This is a genomic window from Streptomyces sp. NPDC054813, from assembly GCF_053611365.1.
On record NZ_JBSHAF010000006.1, the window covers coordinates 231,901 to 249,884 of the forward strand.

Consider the following 17,984-nt stretch of genomic DNA (forward strand, 5'->3'; position numbering starts at 1 on the left):
GCACCACGTATCGCCCCCGCCGTTTTTTCCCAACACCCACAGCCTTATTTATGGGGGGGGGGCCCCCGGGGGGGGGCGGGGGGGGCGTGGGGGGGCGCGCCCCCCCCCCCCCCGCGCCCCTACGGGGCGCTCCTGGCCACGCATGTTTCCAAGTGGTCGTCGACCAGTCCGCATGCCTGCATGAGGGCGTACGCCGTCGTCGGGCCGATGAAGCGCAGGCCGCGCTTCTTCAGTGCCTTGGACAGGGCCGTCGACTCCGGAGTGACCGCCGCGACGTCGGCGATGGTCTTCGGTGCGGGGTAGGCACCCGGCTCCGGGGCGTGCGACCAGATCAGGGCATCCAGCTCACCCGGTTCCCACTCCGCCAGGACCTTCGCGTTGGCCATCGTCGCGTCGATCTTCGAGCGGTTGCGGATGATGCCCGGGTCCCCCAGCAGCCGCTCCCGGTCCTCGTCCGAGAAGGTGGCGACCTTCTCGATGCGGAAGCCGGCGAAGGCGGCCCGGAAGCCGGGGCGGCGGCGGAGGATCGTGATCCAGGAGAGTCCCGACTGGAACGCCTCCAGGCTGAGGCGTTCGTAGAGGGCGTCGTCGCCGTGGACCGGGCGGCCCCACTCCTCGTCGTGGTACGCCACATAGTCCTCGGTGGACAGGGCCCAGGGACAGCGCAGCCTGCCGTCCGGCCCGGCCACGGCCGCTCCGTCGGTCACGGCCGGTCCTCCGGCTCCGGCTTGGCCAGCGAGGTGTGGGGGGCGGCCTGGGCGCCGGCCAGCGCGGACTCCAGGTCGTCGATCCGGGCGTCGCGCTCGGCGAGTTCGGCGCCGAGGCGGCTGAGCGCGTCGTCGACGTCCGCCATGCGGTAGCCGCGCGGAGCGAGCGGGAAGCGGAGGCTCTCGACGTCCGCGCGGTGCACCGGGCGGTCCAGGGGCAGCGGGTCCTGGAAGCGCTCGGGCGCCACCTCGGGCAGCGGGCCGCTCTCGCCGCCGCTCACCACGGAGAGCGTGACCGCGGCGACCACGACCGCGAGCGCGACGACCAGGAACAGGAACATAACCATCGCGGTGGCCCCCAGGCTCGATGAAGCTCGGTACGCACTCATGGTGCCGAGTGCGCTTAGTGTGCTCGGTGTCGAATGTGTCTGTGTCCGATCGTGCCATGCGAGTCTGACAGTCAGGGGCGCAGGCGGTCGTACCGAGGGACTTACTACGAGAGGTCACAGGCGATGCTCAGGCTGGGCAAGCGGGAATTCGCACCGCACGAACCGGTGATCATGGCCATCGTGAACCGGACCCCGGACTCCTTCTACGACCAGGGGGCGACCTTCCACGACGAGCCCGCCCTCGCGCGCGTGGAGCAGGCGATCGCCGAGGGGGCCGCGATCGTCGACATCGGCGGGGTGAAGGCCGGGCCTGGCGATGAGGTCACGGCCGAGGAGGAGGCGCGGCGGATCGTCGGGTTCGTGGCGGAGGTGCGCCGGCGGTTCCCGGAGGTCGTGATCAGCGTGGACACCTGGCGGGCGTCGGTCGCGGAGGCCGTCTGCGAGGCCGGGGCGGATCTGCTGAACGACGCGTGGGGCGGGGTCGATCCGGGGCTGGCGGAAGTCGCGGCGCGGTACCGGGTGGGGCTGGTGTGCACGCACGCGGGCGAGGCGGAGCCGCGGACCCGGCCGCACCGGGTGACGTACGACGACGTGGTGGCCGACATTCTGCGGGTGACCCTGGGGCTGGCCGAGCGGGCCGTGGCGCTGGGGGTGTCCCGGGAGTCGGTGATGATCGATCCCGGGCACGACTTCGGGAAGAACACCCGGCACAGCCTGGAGGCGACGCGGCGGCTGGGCGAGATGGTCGAGACGGGGTGGCCGGTGCTGGTCTCCCTGTCCAACAAGGACTTCGTGGGCGAGACGCTGGACCGGCCGGTGAAGGAACGCGTGATCGGCACGCTGGCGACGACGGCGGTGTCGGCGTGGCTGGGGGCGCAGGTGTACCGCGTCCACGAGGTGGCCGAGACCCGGCAGGTCCTGGACATGGTGGCGTCGATCGCGGGCCACCGGCCCCCGGCGGTCGCCCGGCGGGGGCTGGCGTAGCATCCTGGCGGCTCCGCCCCGGACCCCCGAAACCCTCGCCCGCCCACCACCGGACTCGGTGAGTCGAGAGGTGTACGGACCGACTCGGTACTCGGAACGATCACGAGAACCCTCGACCCTGACTTCTCGGCAGAGCGAGTCGGGTGGGTGGGCGGATGGGAGACGGCCGGTCCTAGCGGCCCGCCTCCTTCGACACCAGGGCCACCGCCTCCCCCACGTCGTCCGTGACGTGGAACAGGAGCAGGTCCTTCTCGCTCGCCTTGCCCTGGGCGATCAGGGTGTTCTTGAGCCAGTCGACCAGACCGCCCCAGTACGCGCTGCCGAACAGCACGATCGGGAAGCGGGTGACCTTCTGCGTCTGGACGAGGGTGAGCGCCTCGAAGAATTCGTCGAGGGTGCCGAGTCCGCCGGGCAGCACCACGAAGCCCTGCGCGTACTTGACGAACATCATCTTTCGCACGAAGAAGTAGCGGAAGTTCAGACCGATGTCGACGTAGGCGTTCAGGCCCTGCTCGAAGGGCAGCTCGATACCGAGGCCGACCGAGACGCCGCCCGCCTCCAGCGCGCCCTTGTTGGCCGCCTCCATCGCGCCGGGCCCGCCGCCCGTGATGACCGCCCAGCCGGCCTCGACCAGGCCCCGGCCCAGCTGCACGCCCGCGTCGTACTCCGGCGACTCCACCGGCGTCCGCGCCGAGCCGAACACGCTGATCGCGGCGGGGAGTTCGGCGAGCGTGCCGAAGCCCTCGATGAACTCCGACTGGATGCGCAGCACCCGCCAGGGGTCCGTGTGGACCCAGTCGGAGGGGCCGCCCGCGTCCAGCAGACGCTGGTCCGTCGTGCTCGCGGTCACCTGACCGCGCCGTCGGAGGACCGGTCCCAGGCGCTGCTCGTCCGGCGGCACCTTCTTCCCCTCGGGGTTCCCGGTAGGCATATGTGCGCTCCCTCCGCTTGCAGGTGTATCCGCCCCAGCGTAGATCCACCCGGGTTACAGGCGCGGGACGTCGGCATGTCCGGTGCGAAGCGCCGCCGTGTGGCTCAGCCGGTCAGCCAGGCGCGCAGCCGCTTCTCGCCCGCCAGGATCTTTCCGGTTTCCACCCTTTCGTCCCGCTTGTGCGCCAAGTGCGGGTTGCCGGGCCCGTAGTTGACCGCCGGGACGCCGAGGGCGGAGAAACGGGAGACGTCGGTCCAGCCGTACTTGGGCATCGGGGTACCGCCGACCGCCTCGATGAAGGCGGCCGCGGCCGGGTGCGAGAGGCCGGGCAGCGCACCGGGGCTGTGGTCGTCGACCACGAACTCCTCGACCCCGCAGTCGGCGAAGACCTCGCGGACGTGCGCGATCGCCTCCTCCTCGGAACGGTCCGGGGCGTACCGGAAGTTGACGGTGACCACGCACTCGTCGGGGATGACGTTGCCGGCCACCCCGCCCGAGATGCCGACCGCGTTGAGGCCCTCGCGGTACTCCAGGCCGTCGATGACCGGGTAGCGCGGCTCGTAGGCGGCGAGCCGGGCGAGGATCGGGGCGGCCGCGTGGATCGCGTTGGAGCCCATCCAGGAGCGCGCGGAGTGGGCCCGCTCGCCGGTCGTCTTCAGGATGACGCGCAGGGTGCCCTGGCAGCCGCCCTCGACCTCGCCGTCCGACGGTTCGAGGAGGACCGCGAAGTCGCCCGCCAGCCACTCGGGGTGGGTCTCGGCGACGTGCCGGAGGCCGTTGAGACGGGCGGCGACCTCCTCGTTGTCGTAGAAGACGAAGGTCAGGTCGCGGTTCGGTGCGGGGACGGTGGCCGCGATGCGCAGTTGGACGGCGACACCGGACTTCATGTCGCAGGTGCCGCAGCCCCACAGCACGCCGTCCTCGTCCAGCCGGGACGGCACGTTGTCCGCGATCGGGACGGTGTCGATGTGGCCGGCCAGGATCACCCGCTCGGAGCGGCCGAGGTTCGTGCGGGCGATCACGTTGTTGCCGTGGCGGTCGACCGTCAGATGCGGCAGGGCGCGCAGCGCGGCCTCGATCGCGTCCGCGAGCGGCTTCTCGGTGCCGCTCTCCGAGGGGAGGTCGACGAGTCGCGCGGTCAACGCGGCCGCGTCCAGCGTGAGGTCAAGCGAGGTGTCGGCCATGGCCCCGACCCTAGCGCGCAGCACCGCGCGGGCGGTTTCACAGGCTTCCGCACCCGAGGTTGAGCCGCTCGTACTCTCCAGTATGTTGTACGCGTGCCAGAGCCGTCCCCCACCCGCCCCACGCGTCGCCGCCGCGCCCTGCGTTTCGTGTCGGGTTTGCTCATTCTGTGCGCCGTCGCGGCCTATCTGGTCGTCCAGTACGTCACCGGCGGCGGTGGCGCCGAGGGCTGCAAGGTCGTCTCGGACCGCAGCGACAGCGAGTCGTACGAGTTCACGCCCGAGCAGGCGGTGAACGCGGCGACGATCGCCGCCGTCGGCACCGGGCGCGGTTTGCCCGAGCGGGCGGTGGCCATCGCGCTGGCGACCTCGATCCAGGAGTCGGGGCTGCTCAACATCAAGCACGGCGACCGGGATTCGCTGGGCCTGTTCCAGCAGCGGCCCTCGCAGGGCTGGGGCACCGAGAAGCAGATCCTGGACCCGGCGTACGCGGCGGGCATGTTCTACGCCCACCTGGCCAAGGTGCGCGACTACGAGACCCTGCCCCTGACGGTCGCCGCACAGCGCGTGCAGCGCAGCGGCTACCCGGAGGCGTACGCCAAGCACGAGACGGACGCCACGCTGCTCGCGGCGGCCCTGACCGGGCAGGCGGCGGCCACGCTGACCTGCGACGGGCGCCCGGCGGCCACGACCGAGGCGGCGACGGCGACGGGTCCGGACGCGGTACGAACCGCGCTGGTACGGGACTTCGGGCGGGACGCGGTCGAGGAGGCCGGCGCGGAGGTGAACGGCACGTCCGCGAGTTCGCCGACACCGACGCCGAGCGTGACCGCCACGGCGCACGGGCGGACCGTGACCGTGCCGGTGCCGGAGGGCGGGAAGACCGACAGGTCCGGGCGCACCGAGCGCGAGCGCGGCTGGCAGCTGGCGCACTGGGCGGTCGCCAACTCCTCGGCGCTGCACATCCAGCGGGTGTCGTACGCCGGCCGGGAGTGGTCCGCCGGGAGCACGGAAAGCCAGTGGCAGCCGGCGGCCGGTTCGCAGGGCACGGGCGGTGCGGAGAAGTCCGCGGGGTCGGTGCGGATCGTAACCGGGCAGTAGTTCGGCGTTTCACTCCGGCGGGTCGGCCCGGGCGGATCGGGTCCATGGTGTGCCCAGGTTTTCGCACGGTTACTCGCGCACGCGCGAAATCCCTTGGCAGCACGGGGACGTAAGGATTCTGCGGGTTACGGCGAGGTCTCGGCCCGGGAACTCTTTGCCCGTTTTTATCCACACCCGATAATGCGATGCGTTATCAATTCTTTACCCAGGGCCTCCGCAACCTTCGCGGGCTTCGAGCGGTAGTCACGGCGATCACGTTCCCTCCCGTCGAATGGAGCATCATGTCCCTCCCTCTGACCCGCCGGATCGCCCGTGCCGCGCTGCTCGTCGCAGCGGGAGCGGCTGCCGGGGTCGGTGCGGCCGGCTCCGCCGGCGCGGCCCCGAGCCTGCCGGCCACCACCCCCAACCTGGGCGGTCTGACCGCGCTGGACGGAGCGAGCGTCGGCAACACCGCCGACGCTGCGGCGCAGAACGTCACCGGGACCGTCGGCCACACCGGTGGCAGGACGGTCGAGTCGGCGCTGCCGGCCGCGGGCAAGACCGGCGGCAAGGCCGTCAAGGTCGCGACGCCGGTGGTGCAGCACGCCGCCGGTGACGCGGCCGGCTCCGCCGGTGGGCTGCTCGGTGAGACGGCGGCCACGGCGACGAAGGGCGGGCTGCCGACGCAGGGGCTCACCAAGGGCGGCCTGCCGACGCAGGGGCTCACCAAGGGCGGCCTGCCGGTCAAGGGCCTGCCGCTGGGCGGCTGACGCCGCGGCGCCGGTGATGTGAGAAGGGACCCGGGGTTTACCGCCCTGGGTCCCTTCTCGTTGTGTGTCGTGCGCGGGCCGGTGGGGGTTCGCGCCCGCGCGGCGGGGCCGCACGGCCGCACGGCCCCGCGCCCCTGACGGGGCGCTCGGGCACCGGCTTGTTCTAGGCGAGCCGCTCCACGGCCGCCCGTACGCGCTCGTCCGTCGCCGTCAGGGCCACGCGTACGAAGTTCTCGCCCGCTGTGCCGTAGAAGTCGCCCGGTGCCACCAGGATGCCGAGTTCGGCCAGATGGGCGACGGTCCGCCAGCAGGACTCGTCCCTCGTCGACCACAGGTAGAGGCTCGCCTCGCTGTGTTCGATGCGGAAGCCGTGGGCCACCAGCGCCTCCCGGAGGAGGCTGCGGCGGGACGCGTAGCGCTCGCGCTGTTCCTGGACGTGGGTGTCGTCGGACAGGGCCGCCACCACCGCCGCCTGCGTCGGTGCCGACGTCATCATGCCGCCGTGCTTGCGGATCTCCAGGAGGGGGCCGAGCACCGCCGGGTCGCCGGCCAGGAAGGCCGCGCGGTAGCCCGCCAGGTTGGACCGCTTGGAGAGGGAGTGCACGGCCACGATGCCGTCGTACGAGCCGCCGTTCACGTCCGGGTGCAGGACCGAGACCGGGTCGGCCTCCCAGCCCAGTTCGAGGTAGCACTCGTCGGAGAAGACCAGGACGCCGTGGGCACGGGCCCAGGCCACGGTCTCCGTCAGCTCCTGCGGGGAGAGGACCCTGCCCGTCGGGTTGGACGGGGAGTTCAGCCAGAGCAGCTTCAGGTTCGTCGGGTCCAGGTCCCGCGGGTCGTCGTAGACCAGGTAGTCGGCGCGCGCCAGGCGGGCACCGACCTCGTAGGTGGGGTAGGCGAGGCGCGGGTAGGCGACCTGGTCGCCGGGGCCGAGGCCGAGCTGGGTGGGGAGCCAGGCGACGAGTTCCTTGGAGCCGACGATCGGCAGGACGTGGCGGTGGGTGACGTCACGGGCGCCCAGGCGGCGCTCGACCCAGCCGGTGATCGCGTCGCGCAGCGCCGGGGTGCCCCAGACCGTGGGGTAGCCGGGCGAGTCCGCCGCGTCGATCAGAGCCTTCTGGATCAGGTCGGGGACCGGGTCCACCGGGGTGCCGACCGACAGGTCGACGATGCCGTCCGGGTGCGCCGCTGCCGCCTTTTTGTACGGCTCCAGCTTGTCCCAGGGGAAGGTGGGCAGACGGTCGGAGACTGCGGACACGGTCACTGGCTCACTTTCTTCGGTACGTCCGGTACGTCCGGTACGAACGGTACGGTCGGCACGACCGGCAACGACCGGTACGGCAAACGCCTCGGTCCCGCAGGCGCCGATCGGGTGCGATCAGGCCGTACGGGACCGAGGCGGCACGGTGGTGCGGCGGGCCGCCGGTACGGCTTACTCGGCCTGCGGGGGCAGCGCGGCGACGAAGGGGTGGTCGCGCTCGATCAGACCCAGCTTGCTGGCACCGCCGGGCGAGCCGAGCTCGTCGAAGAACTCGACGTTGGCCTTGTAGTAGTCCTTCCACTCCTCCGGAGTGTCGTCCTCGTAGAAGATCGCCTCGACCGGGCAGACCGGCTCACAGGCGCCACAGTCAACGCATTCGTCCGGGTGGATGTACAAGGACCGCTGGCCCTCGTAGATGCAGTCGACCGGGCACTCCTCGATGCACGCCTTGTCCTTCACGTCGACACAAGGCTGCGCGATGACGTAGGTCACGCTGTCGTTCCTCCTCGATTGGGCGCTGGCGGGCCTCCGTAGGCTCCGCCGCCTGGCGCGCGGGAGCGCGGCGTCGTCGATGCCCACCTCTAGTATCTCCGTTCTCGGGCATGATCCGAACAGGAGGGGTGAACTGACCAGTGGAAATCTCGGCCGCAGGACGCTTCGAGGTCCGTATCACCGCTGCTGACGTGGGCAAACGGGTCTCCGTGCGCCGTTTGGCCGGAAATGGCGCCACCGAGGAGAAGTTCACCGACACGGTGGGTGTTCTCACATCATGGGACGACGACGGCACGTTGACGATCACGCGGCGGGACGGGCAGATCGTCCGGATACCGGAGTCCGCGCTGGTGGCGGCCAAGGTGGTGCCGGCCGCTCCGGCTCGCCGCCGGGGACCGGCGGCGACGTATCGGGAGCTCGCGCGTGTCGCCTCGCGCGGCTGGCGGCCGCTGGAGAGCGAGCAGCTCGGTGAGTGGGAGCTGCGGGCCGCCGGAGGGTTCACCCGGCGGGCGAACAGCGTGCTGCCGCTGGGCGATCCGGGTCTGCCGCTGGACGCGGCCCTGGAGGCCGTACGGCGCTGGTACGGCGAACGGGGGCTGCCCGCGTACGTGCAGACCGCGACCGGCGCCGAGGGCACCCAGGAGCTGTTCTGCGCGGAGCTGGAGCGGCGGGGCTGGGTGCGTGAGGTGAGCGCCGAGCTGTGGACCGGCGCGCTGGCGCCGGTGGCGGACCGGGCGGAGGGGACCAATGTGGCGCTCTCCCGGACGGCTGACGAGGCCTGGCTGGCGCGCTACCAGCGCAAGGGGGTCGGCGAGGTCGCCTTGCGGGTGCTGGGCGGAGGGCCGTCCGTGTGGTTCGCGACCGTTCCCGGCGAGGGTGCCCCGGCGGCCATCGGGCGGTTGGTGGTGGACGGCCGGTGGGCCGGGTTCGCCGCCGTCGAGGTGGATCCGGCGCTACGACGCCGGGGGCTGGCCGGCGAGGTCATGGCCGCGCTCGCCCGGCGGGCGCTGGAGGAGGGCGCGTCGGCTGCCTGGCTCCAGGTCGAGGCGGAGAACACCGGGGCGCGGGCGCTGTACACCGGGCTGGGGTTCGGGGCGCACCACGCGTACCACCACTACAGGGCGCCGGGGGCGGACGGCCGCTGAGGCCGCCGCGGTACGGGTCGTTCCGGAAGGGCACGAGACAGCTATGCAACCCCCTTTTCCAGATCCGGATCCGGATCCACGTCCGCAGCCACGTCCGCCGTCGCCGGAGCGGGCCGCCGAGGTGCGGGAGCGGTTCGGCGAGGAGGCGCGGTCCGAGCGGCCCGATCTGGCGACGCTGTGTCTGCTGCTGGGCGCGGCGGCCGACGGCTCGCTGGACGAGGCCGGGATCGACGCGGCGCAGATGGAGCTGGACCGGTTGGCGGGGCAGCTGCCGTACCGGCCGGGCGGGCCGCTCGCCTGGGCCACGGCGGCACACCGGCTGCTGGGCGAACGGTTCGGCTACCACGGCGTCGCCTCGGACTACCGCAGGCTGGAGTCCTCGCTGCTGCACGAGGTGCTGCGCCGTCGGCGCGGGCTGCCGATCCTGCTGTCCGTGGTCTGGCTGGAGGTGACCCGGCGGGCGGGGGCGCCGGTGTACGGGGTCGCGCTGCCGGGGCACTTCGTGGTGGGGTTCGGGCCGGCCGAGGAGCAGGTGCTGGCCGATCCGTTCGACGGGGGGCGGGTGCTGAGCGAGGCGGACGCGCAGACGCTGGTGGTGGGGGCGGCGGGGGTGCCGCTGGAGCCGGCGATGCTGGAACCGGCCGATGCGCTGGACGTCCTACGGCGGATCCTCAACAACGTACGGGCCTGGGCGGCGGCCCGGCCCGAGCGGTCGGACGTGGGCCTGTGGGCGGTGGACCTGTCGCTGCTGATGCCCTCGCACCCGGCCCGGCTGCGGTACGACAGGGCGCGGCTGCTGGTGGAGCGGGGCGACTTCGTCGACGGCGCCGAGGAGCTGGAGGAGTACGCGGGGCTGATCGACGCGGTGGACGAGGGGGCGGCGGAGAAGGTCAGGGGCGAGGCCCGGGCGGCACGGGCCCGGCTGAACTGAGCGGGTGCGGGGCCGTTTCGCCGCGGGTTCACTTGTCCGCCCTACAACCAGCCCTTCTCCCTCGCGATCCGGACCGCTTCCGCCCGGTTGCGTACCGCCAGCTTCTGTATGGCGGTCGAGAGGTAGTTCCGTACCGTCCCCTGCGAGAGGTGCAGCGCCGCCGCCAGCTCCGCGTTCGTGGAGCCGTCGGCCGCCGCGCGCAGGACCTCCCGCTCGCGGTCGGTGAGGGGGTTGGCGCCCTCCGCCAGGGCCGCGGCGGCCAGGGTGGGGTCGATGACGCGCTCGCCGGCCAGGACCTTGCGGACGGCCTCGGCGAGTTGGGCGGCGGGGGCGTCCTTGACCAGGAACGCGTCGGCGCCCGCCTCCATCGCGCTGCGCAGATAGCCGGGCCGCCCGAAGGTGGTCAGGACGACCAGCTTCACGGCGGGCAGCGCCTTGTGCAGCTGGGCCGCCGCCTCGATGCCCGTGCAGCCCGGCATCTCGATGTCGAGCAGGGCCACGTCGACGCCGTGCGCCCGCGCCGCCGCCAGCACCTCGTCGCCGCGCGCTACCTGGGCCACGACCTCGATGTCGTCCTCCAGGCCCAGCAGGGCGGCCAGCGCCTCCCGGACCATCGACTGGTCCTCGGCAAGGAGGACCTTGATCGTGCTGCTCATGCCCCGGATCCTACGGCCCCGCCGACGCCGAGCGGGACCCGGGCGACCAGCCGGAAACCGCGCTTCACGCGGCCCGTCTCCAGCGTGCCGCCGGCCTTCTCCAGCCGCTCGGTGAGCCCGGTGAGACCGTTGCCGGGGCCCTTGCCGGAGCCGCCCGAGCCGTTGTCCTCGACGGAGAGTTCGAGGACCGGGCCGTCCAGGGTCTGACGGCGCAGCAGCTCCACCGTGCAGGCGCTCGCGCCGCTGTGCCGCACGACGTTGGTGATCGCCTCGCGCAGCGCCCAGGCGAGCGCCGCCTCGCCGTCCTCGGGTACATCGGCGAGGTCGGGGTCGGCCGGGATCTCCGCCGTGACCGCGGCGGCGGTCAGGGCGACCTGGGCACCGGCCAGTTCGGCGGCGAGCCGGGGCCGCCGGTAGCCGGTGACCGCCTCTCGGACGTCCACCAGGGCCTGCCGGCTGACCTGTTCGATGTCGGAGACCTGCTGGGCCGCCTTGTCGGGGTGGTCGGGGAGCATCCGGCCGGCCAGCTCGCTCTTCAGCGTGATGAGGGAGAGCGAGTGGCCGAGCAGGTCGTGCAGGTCGCGGGCGAGGCGCAACCGCTCCTCGTTGGCGGCCAGTTGGGCGACGGTGGCGCGGGCCTTGCGCAACTCGACGGTGGTGGAGACGAGTTGCCGTACGCCGATCATGGAGAAGCCGACCAGCAGCACCACCAGGAACAGGCCCCAGGCTTCGTCCAGGACGTGGACGTACCAGCCCGCCAGCATCATGGCGGCGGTGTTCAGCGGGATCGTCCAGTAGGCGACCCGCAGCGGGAAGGTCACTCCGCACATCACGGAGACGTACACGAACAGACCGAACCAGGAACCGCCGAGGCTGAAGGCCAGCACGACCGCGAGCGTCCCCTCCACGGCGATCGCGGCGGTGACGATCCAGCCCCGGAAGGGCCGGCCCATGGAGCGGAAGACGATGGCCAGGTAGATCCCGGCGAAGGCCGCAAGGCCCGCCCAGCCGGCCACCGTGGCCGCGGTGCCGTGGTGGCCGGAGGCCAGGTCGTCCGCCGGGGAGGCGAGGTAGATCAGCCAGGGCAGGACCCACACCATCTTGCGCAGCGCCTCGCCCCGGCTGCGGGGAGGCTGGCCGATGCGCACCATCCGGTCCGCCCGGGCTTCGTCCTCGGGCCGCAGGTCTTCCGTCATCGTGCTCACGCCTTCAGCGTGTCCTTCCGGTACAGCCAGGCCGCGCCGCCGGCGAACAGGGCGAAGAAGACGACGAGGATGGCGATGTCCTGGGCCTGCGGGGCCTGGCTCTGTTCGATGGCCCGCCCCAGTGCAGCGTACGCGTGCGTGGGCAGCCACTTCGCGATGTCCTGGAGCCAGGTCGGGAAGGAGGAGGACGGCCACCACAGGCCGCCGAGGATCGACAGGCCGAAGTAGGTGATCATGGTGATCGGGCGGACCGCGTCCCCGGAGGCGAGGTAGCCGATGGCGACGCCGAGCGCGGCGAAGACCAGACTGCCGGCCCAGATGGCGCCGGTGAGGGCGAGCCACTGCCAGGCGTCAAGGCGTACGTGCTTCACAGATGCGGCGATCAGGAAGACGACCACGATCGAGGGCAGGCTCACCACGGCGGCACTCGCGGTCTTGGCGAGGACATAACCTCGCCCTGGCAGGGTGGTCAGCCGCAGCTGCCGTACCCAGCCGCTCTCGCGCTCCTTTGCGATGCGCTCGCTGTTGCCCATCAGGACGGCGGTGAGGGCGCCGAAGGAGGCCATGGAGACCATGACGTAGGCGGCCACGGAGAGCCCCGAGTCGTCGACGGTCTGGCTGGTGTCGCCCTGACTGGCGACCAGCAGGAAGATGATCGACGGGTAGATCACCGAGAAGAACAGGAACTTGCGGTTGCGCAGGGCGCGGACGAGCTCCAGCTTGATCAGGGCGTTCACGACTGCGTGGCCTCCTTGGCCTCTTCGGCCTCCGTGATGGCGACGAACGCCTGCTCCAGGCCGAGCCCGGCGACTTCGAGGTTGTGGGGGTAGACACCCAGGCCGTAGAGGGCGTGGACGGTGGCGTCGGCGTCGGACGACTGGATGCGGACGGTCTGCCCGGAGATATCGACCGCCGTGAGGAACGGCAGCGCCCGCAGCGACGCCTCGTCGATCTCGCCCTCCAGGTCGAAGGAGACCCGGCGGGCGCCCGCCTTGGCCTTGATCTCGGCGGCCGTTCCGTCGGCGAGCAGCCGGCCCCGGTGCAGCACCAGCACCCGGTCGGCGATGGCGTCGGCCTCTTCGAGGTAGTGGGTGGCGAAGAGGACGGTACGGCCCTGGTCGGCCTGTTCGCGCATGGTGGCCCAGAAGGCCTGGCGGGCGGAGACGTCCATGCCGGTGGTCGGCTCGTCCAGGACGATCAGGTCGCTGTCGCCGGCGGTCGCGAGGGCGAAGCGGACGCGCTGGGACTGGCCCCCGGAGAGCTTGTTGACCTTGCGGTCGGCGATCTGCGAGATGCCGGCGCGGGCGAGGACGTCGGTGACCTTGTAGGGCTTCGGGTGCAGATCGCAGGCGAGCTTGACCAGCTCGCGCACGGTGACCTCGTCCATCAGGCCGCCGCTCTGCAGCATCGCGCCCACCCGGCCGGCGACGATGGCCTCGCGCGGGGTCATGCCGAAGACGCTCACCGAGCCGGTGTCGGCCTGCTTGAGGCCGAGCAGCAGATCGAGCGTGGTCGACTTGCCCGCGCCGTTGGGCCCGAGCAGGGCCACGGTCTCCCCCGGGTGCAGCCGCAGCGAGAGCCCGTCGACGGCCCGCACCTTCCCGTAGGTCTTGCTCACCTGGTCGAACCCGACCACCACCGGGGTGCCGGTGGCGGTCGTCGCCGCTGTCGTTGTCATGCCGTCCATGTTCGCGGCGGGCCCCTGGCCGGGGGCAGTGCCGACCGTCCGGAGAGCCGCATGACAGATGTCATGAGCAGCACGTGACACGACGTGAGGGGGCGCCCGGTGAGTACCGGGCGCCCCGTTGGCCGCATTCCTCAGGACACGCTGATCAGCATCCTCGTGTGCCGCTCTCGATGTAGGACTCCGTACCGCCCCACCAGATTCCGCCGACAGCCGCGACACAGTAGTTCGCCGTGCCGGTCACGCCGACGGGACCCGCCTGGTACGAGTAGGAACCGCTGTCCACAGGGGAGTTTTGGGTCGGGGTGCAGACCTTCCCCGTGCCCGACGTCTGCGAGCAGCGAAGGATCTGGACGTCGGTGGAAGCGGCAACGCCGTAGGACACTCCACGATGGTAGAAGCAGGCGCTGTTGGTGCCGCCGTTGCTGCTGTTGTAGTAGATGACCAGCTCGCCTATGACGCTCCCGCTACGGGAGACGGTCGCGTCGTAGGTGATGGTGCCGGAGCACGAGGTGGCGGCCTGCGCCGGAGACGCGAGGAACAGACCGGCTCCGGCGAGCATGAGCAGGCTGGAAAGGAAGACCATGGTGCGACGGATCATGTGCATGCAGACTCCTGTCCAAGTCGTATGCCGACGAGATGGATCTTGCAGCGAGCCGGGTCACCGTATCAGCGCCCATAAGCTCAACTCTCGTTAATTAAGCGGCAGTTGGCACCAGCCCTCGACCATGACCCACAACGAGAGAGGGCACCCGGTGATCACCGGGTGCCCTCTCTCGTTGTTGTTCGACTAGCTCGGGTTCGTCTTGATGACACCCACCCGGTTCGTCTTGCTCAGCAACGCCTGGCGCAGGGCGACGTAGACGTCCTGCGGGGTGACGACAGTCTTGCCGCCGGTGCCGCGGGTGATCTTGACGCTGTCGAACGCGCCGCCGTAGAGATTCTTGAGCGCGTCCAGGTCGGGGCTGTCGACGAGCTTGCCGTTGACGGCCTTGACCCGGAGGAACTTCCACAGGGAGTTCTGCGGGCTGAACGACACCGGGGTGCCGCCGGTGTCGGCCTTGACCGTGACCAGCGCCGACATCGCCGGCTCCGCGAAGGCCTTCATCTCGCGGTCGACCTCGGCGTTCGAGACCGTCGGCTGCACGGTGGTCGTCGGTACGGCCACAGCGGAAGGCGTGCCTGTCTCCACCATCGACCGGTACGCCTGCTTGACGGCATTCGTGGAGGTGGCCGCGTCGATGCCCTTGCCCGCCTTGCCGTAGACCGCGACGGCCTTGCCCGAGGTGAACTTGATCGTGCCCTCGGTGGCAGAGCCGGAGCCGCTGCCGAGGCCCTTGAGAGCGGCCTGGAGCTTCTCCTCGTCGACCGGCATGGCGGGCTCGACGACCCGCTTCTGGCCGAACAGGGACCCGATCACGGAGACCGGGTTGTAGTCGCTCTGGGCGGCAGCCTCGACCGTGGACTGCATGTCGAACTGCAGGCCCGCCTGGTCCGGCGGCAGCGAGACGGCCTTGCCGTCGACCGACAGCTTCAGCGGCTTGTTCACCCGCGAGCCGAACGCGTCGTCGAGCTTCTTGACGGCGTCGTCACGGGTGCCGCCGCCGATGTCGACGCCGAGCACCGTGGTGCCCTTGGGCACGTCGGAGTGGTTCATCAGAAGCCCGGCGCCGTAGACGCCGAGGCCGGCGACCACCACGACACCGACGAGCAGCGGCAGCTTGCCGCGCTTCTTCTTCGCCTTCGCCTTGCCCTTGGACTCGGCCGGGGGCGGCGAGACCGGTTCGGGCAGCTTCGGGGGCGTGTGCGGCAGCGGCCCGTCGGCGGGCGCGCCCGGCGCGAACGGAGAGTTCGCGCCCGGCGGTACCACCGGGATACCGCTGGTGACGGTGTGTCCGGAGACGTTGTCCGCCGGGGATCCGTAGCCGGGCATGCCCGGTTCGGGGGCGGGCTTCTGCGGGGTGAGGATCGCGGTGTCGTCGCTCAGGCCGCCGCCGGGGCCGAGGCCGGGACCGGCGGGGGCGGTGCGCGCGCCGGGTCCGGCCTGGGCGTGACGGCCGGCCGGGCCGCCCGGACGTAGGCCGGGGCCGGCCTGGCCGCCCGGCGCGCCGAAGGGCTCGCCACCGGTGAAGGGCGCGCCCCCCGGACCGCCGGGGCCGCCGAAGGGCACGCCGCCGGTGGCCGGCGGGATGAACGGGCCGTCGCCGGTGACCGGGCCGCCGGTGGGGCCCGCCGGGCCCTGCGGGCCGCCGGGACCGCCGGGCAGGCCGGGGCCGTTGAAGCCGCTGGGGCCGCCGGGACCGGCCGGGCCGCCGCCGGGCGCGCCGGGACCGGGCTGGGCGCCGTTCTGGCCGCCGTTCTCGGAGAAGTACGGCAGTTCGTCCCGGCGGGGCTCGCCGGGGCCCTTCGCGCCGCCCCGGGGGCCGCCGAGCGGGCCCGCGGCGAGCGCCTCGGTCACGTCGAAGGAGCCGGTGCCGCCGCCGTGTCCGGGGGCCACCGGGCCGCCGGTCGCGCCGGTGGGCAGCCCCGCGCCGTTGGTCGAGCCGGGCCGGGACGTGCCGGGCACGCTCATGGATCCGACGACACCGCCGGGGCGGCCGCCGTTGGGACGCGCGGCACCGGGGGTGCCCTGCGCGGCCGGACCGCTCGGCGCCGCGGCGGGCGAACCGCCGGGCATGCCCGCACCGTTGGTGGCGCCGCCGCGCTGACCGCCCTTGGCCGGGCCGGACTTGCGCGGCGCGAACCAGTCGCTGCGTTGCTCGCCGGTGGCGGGCCCTGGCGCGGTCTCGGCGGGCGGCTCGACGGTGCCGGTGGACATGGCGGCGCCCGTCGGCTGCGCGTGCGTGCCCGTCTCCTCGCCGGCGCCGCTCTCGGCGTCGGTGACCGGAGTACGGACGACCACCGGCGGAATCGGCCGGGACCCGGGGATGTTGATCCGGATCCGGGTCGTCAGCGTGGTCTCGGTCTTTCGTTCCTCCGGCTGCGCGGCCGAACGGCCCGCGCCCTTGCCGTCGTCGGAAGCCATGGGGGTCCCGTACGGCGGTGTGCCCGAGGGGTAAGCGGCTCCCCCGTGCCCGTCGGGCCCGGAGGAAGGAGTGTCAGTTTCACGACTCAAGGCAGGTTCTCCCGGTTGGCTCCGCCGCCCGTACGACCTTGCTCGGGCGGCTCGGCGGCGCGCACCACCATACTGGCCACTTCTGGCGCTTATCCCATGACCGCTGGGGAAACCCACACCGGACTCGCACGCGCGCCGCACGGCGAAGTGGTACGTCACTTGCCAAGTCGGGCGCCGTCCGTGTCAGGTTGCCGCCCCAAACCCATAGTGGCGCAGATCACAGCCAGCGCCATGCCGCCGAGCAGGAAGAGGTAGGAACCGCCTCCCGCACCGAACAGGAAGTCGCCCTCGGGTCTGCTGGCGGTGAGCAGGATGACGGCGACGACCCAGCCGAACGCGGGCGCCACGGCCCCGGACCGGCTGCCCAGCGCCCGCGACCCGCCGAGGAAGAGCCCGGCGGCGCCGGCCAGGGCGAGCAGCAGCCCGCCGGGGAACCAGGCGGCCTGGACGAGGGTTCCGGCGAGGCCGACGACCGCGCCGAGCACGATCAGCCCGAGCAGGGCGGCGATCCGCCCGGCGGGGGGCCGCTGCAACGGTTGCGCGAGCATCGAGCCACGTCCTGCGGAGCTCATGAGGCCTCCCCGATACCGGCGAAGAGATCGGTCTCGCGCGCCGCGCCCGGCTCGCCGACCGCCAACTCGTAGTACTCGGTGATGAATACGGGCTGCGCCAGCTCATTGCTCAACGCGAAGTAGGGGGCACCGTGCGGTGCCACCTCGACCTGGGTGGCGTGGGCGGCCATCGCCGCGGCCTTCGCGGCGGCGTACCCGGTGCCGTCGATCTCGGTGGTGACACGACGGTCCTCCACCACGCCGGGCACATCGTCGACGGCGGCGGACTTTGCGAAGGGCAGCCCCGGCAGCTCGTCCTGGAGCCGGGCGAAGGCGGCCGCGGCGACCGCGCGCGGGACGCGGTTCCAGTAGACCTTGGAGACGCGGTGGCCGGCCTCGGCGGCCAGCTGGACGGCTCTCATGGCGACACGGTGGGCCTGGATGTGGTCCGGGTGGCCGTATCCGCCGTTGTCGTCGTAGGTGACGAGGACCTGGGGGCGGACCTCCAGGATCACCTCGGCCAGGTGTCCGGCGGCCTCGTCGACGTCGGCCTGCCAGAAGCAGCCGGGCGCTTCGTTGTCGGGCAGGCCCATCATCCCGGAGTCGCGGTAGCGGCCCGGGCCGCCGAGCAGCCGGAAGTCGGTGACGCCGAGCTCGCGCATGGCCGCGGCGAGCTCGCCGAGCCGGTACTCGCCCAGCGCCGGGCCGGTGAGATCCCGCAGCTCGGGCGGAATGACCTCACCGCCCTCGCCGAGGGTGCAGGTGACCAGCGTCACATGGACGCCCTGGTCCGCATAGCGGGCCATGGTGGCGCCGTTGTTGATCGACTCGTCGTCCGGGTGCGCGTGCACCAGCAGCAGACGCCGGGCGGGTAGCGGCCGGGCGGGCGGTTCCGTCATGTG

General features: G+C 72.2%; 19 protein-coding genes. 5 read left to right on the plus strand and 14 right to left on the minus strand.

Annotation, left to right across the window (positions count from 1 at the left end):
• Window positions 1-119 precede the first annotated feature (119 nt).
• Together ACWGJB_RS14295 and ACWGJB_RS14300 are read right to left on the minus strand one after the other, a co-directional pair.
• Window positions 120-707, minus strand: coding sequence for a DNA-3-methyladenine glycosylase I (locus ACWGJB_RS14295; protein WP_453380449.1), 588 nt, complete (start codon window positions 705-707; stop codon window positions 120-122).
• The gene (locus ACWGJB_RS14300) at window positions 704-1,054 is read right to left on the minus strand and encodes a DivIVA domain-containing protein (protein ID WP_453380660.1); all 351 of its coding nucleotides are present in this window, start codon (window positions 1,052-1,054) and stop codon (window positions 704-706) included. The genes ACWGJB_RS14295 and ACWGJB_RS14300 overlap by 4 nt, the downstream gene beginning before the upstream one ends.
• A gap of 165 nt (window positions 1,055-1,219) precedes the next feature.
• Here ACWGJB_RS14300 and folP point away from each other — a divergent pair, with 165 nt between their 5' ends.
• Window positions 1,220-2,080: a dihydropteroate synthase gene (folP, locus tag ACWGJB_RS14305; protein WP_453380450.1), complete on the plus strand. Its 861-nt coding sequence runs from the start codon at window positions 1,220-1,222 to the stop codon at window positions 2,078-2,080.
• Window positions 2,081-2,252: 172 nt separating this feature from the next.
• On the opposite strand, the gene ACWGJB_RS14310 is transcribed toward folP, so the two are convergent.
• Window positions 2,253-3,011: an LOG family protein gene (locus tag ACWGJB_RS14310; protein WP_453380451.1), complete on the minus strand. Its 759-nt coding sequence runs from the start codon at window positions 3,009-3,011 to the stop codon at window positions 2,253-2,255.
• Window positions 3,012-3,115: 104 nt separating this feature from the next.
• Window positions 3,116-4,195 carry a succinyl-diaminopimelate desuccinylase gene (gene dapE / locus ACWGJB_RS14315; RefSeq protein ID WP_453380452.1) on the minus strand — a complete coding sequence of 360 codons (1,080 nt, stop codon included), beginning with the start codon at window positions 4,193-4,195 and terminating at the stop codon, window positions 3,116-3,118.
• A gap of 93 nt (window positions 4,196-4,288) precedes the next feature.
• Between dapE and ACWGJB_RS14320 the strand changes: the two genes are divergently transcribed.
• Both ACWGJB_RS14320 and ACWGJB_RS14325 read left to right on the plus strand, forming a co-directional pair.
• Entirely contained in the window at window positions 4,289-5,293 is a 1,005-nt protein-coding gene (locus ACWGJB_RS14320) for a heavy metal transporter (protein WP_453380453.1), read from the plus strand.
• A gap of 281 nt (window positions 5,294-5,574) precedes the next feature.
• Window positions 5,575-6,042, plus strand: a complete 468-nt coding sequence (locus ACWGJB_RS14325; protein ID WP_453380454.1) for an ATP-binding protein — start codon at window positions 5,575-5,577, stop codon at window positions 6,040-6,042.
• Window positions 6,043-6,205: 163 nt separating this feature from the next.
• On the opposite strand, the gene ACWGJB_RS14330 is transcribed toward ACWGJB_RS14325, so the two are convergent.
• Both ACWGJB_RS14330 and fdxA read right to left on the minus strand, forming a co-directional pair.
• Window positions 6,206-7,300, minus strand: coding sequence for a bifunctional succinyldiaminopimelate transaminase/glutamate-prephenate aminotransferase (locus ACWGJB_RS14330; RefSeq protein ID WP_453380661.1), 1,095 nt, complete (start codon window positions 7,298-7,300; stop codon window positions 6,206-6,208).
• Window positions 7,301-7,474: 174 nt separating this feature from the next.
• A complete protein-coding gene (fdxA, locus tag ACWGJB_RS14335; RefSeq protein ID WP_007495984.1) occupies window positions 7,475-7,795 on the minus strand; it encodes a ferredoxin in 321 nt (106 codons plus the stop codon).
• Window positions 7,796-7,935: 140 nt separating this feature from the next.
• Between fdxA and ACWGJB_RS14340 the strand changes: the two genes are divergently transcribed.
• Both ACWGJB_RS14340 and ACWGJB_RS14345 read left to right on the plus strand, forming a co-directional pair.
• Window positions 7,936-8,940 carry a GNAT family N-acetyltransferase gene (locus ACWGJB_RS14340; protein ID WP_453380455.1) on the plus strand — a complete coding sequence of 335 codons (1,005 nt, stop codon included), beginning with the start codon at window positions 7,936-7,938 and terminating at the stop codon, window positions 8,938-8,940.
• 43 nt (window positions 8,941-8,983) lie between these two features.
• A complete protein-coding gene (locus ACWGJB_RS14345) occupies window positions 8,984-9,871 on the plus strand; it encodes a transglutaminase family protein (protein ID WP_453380456.1) in 888 nt (295 codons plus the stop codon).
• Between the two features lie 41 nt (window positions 9,872-9,912).
• Here ACWGJB_RS14345 and ACWGJB_RS14350 read toward each other — a convergent pair whose 3' ends face one another.
• The 8 genes from ACWGJB_RS14350 to mshB all read right to left on the minus strand — a co-directional run bounded on the left by ACWGJB_RS14350 (window position 9,913) and on the right by mshB (window position 17,981).
• Window positions 9,913-10,527, minus strand: coding sequence for a response regulator (locus ACWGJB_RS14350; protein ID WP_453380457.1), 615 nt, complete (start codon window positions 10,525-10,527; stop codon window positions 9,913-9,915).
• Entirely contained in the window at window positions 10,524-11,723 is a 1,200-nt protein-coding gene (locus ACWGJB_RS14355) for a sensor histidine kinase (RefSeq protein ID WP_453380662.1), read from the minus strand. Before ACWGJB_RS14355 ends, ACWGJB_RS14350 begins: the two co-directional genes overlap by 4 nt.
• Before the next feature lie 5 nt (window positions 11,724-11,728).
• A complete protein-coding gene (locus ACWGJB_RS14360; RefSeq protein WP_453380458.1) occupies window positions 11,729-12,469 on the minus strand; it encodes an ABC transporter permease in 741 nt (246 codons plus the stop codon).
• Complete coding sequence (locus ACWGJB_RS14365) at window positions 12,466-13,410, minus strand: ABC transporter ATP-binding protein (RefSeq protein WP_453380459.1); 945 nt, start codon at window positions 13,408-13,410, stop codon at window positions 12,466-12,468. The genes ACWGJB_RS14360 and ACWGJB_RS14365 overlap by 4 nt, the downstream gene beginning before the upstream one ends.
• 154 nt (window positions 13,411-13,564) lie before the next feature.
• Window positions 13,565-14,023 carry a hypothetical protein gene (locus ACWGJB_RS14370; RefSeq protein ID WP_453380460.1) on the minus strand — a complete coding sequence of 153 codons (459 nt, stop codon included), beginning with the start codon at window positions 14,021-14,023 and terminating at the stop codon, window positions 13,565-13,567.
• A gap of 183 nt (window positions 14,024-14,206) precedes the next feature.
• Window positions 14,207-16,531: a hypothetical protein gene (locus ACWGJB_RS14375; RefSeq protein ID WP_453380461.1), complete on the minus strand. Its 2,325-nt coding sequence runs from the start codon at window positions 16,529-16,531 to the stop codon at window positions 14,207-14,209.
• A 155-nt stretch (window positions 16,532-16,686) separates the two neighbouring features.
• Complete coding sequence (locus tag ACWGJB_RS14380) at window positions 16,687-17,103, minus strand: DUF6113 family protein (protein ID WP_453380462.1); 417 nt, start codon at window positions 17,101-17,103, stop codon at window positions 16,687-16,689.
• Window positions 17,100-17,981, minus strand: coding sequence for an N-acetyl-1-D-myo-inositol-2-amino-2-deoxy-alpha-D-glucopyranoside deacetylase (gene mshB, locus ACWGJB_RS14385; RefSeq protein ID WP_453380463.1), 882 nt, complete (start codon window positions 17,979-17,981; stop codon window positions 17,100-17,102). Before mshB ends, ACWGJB_RS14380 begins: the two co-directional genes overlap by 4 nt.
• Window positions 17,982-17,984: the final 3 nt, after the last annotated feature.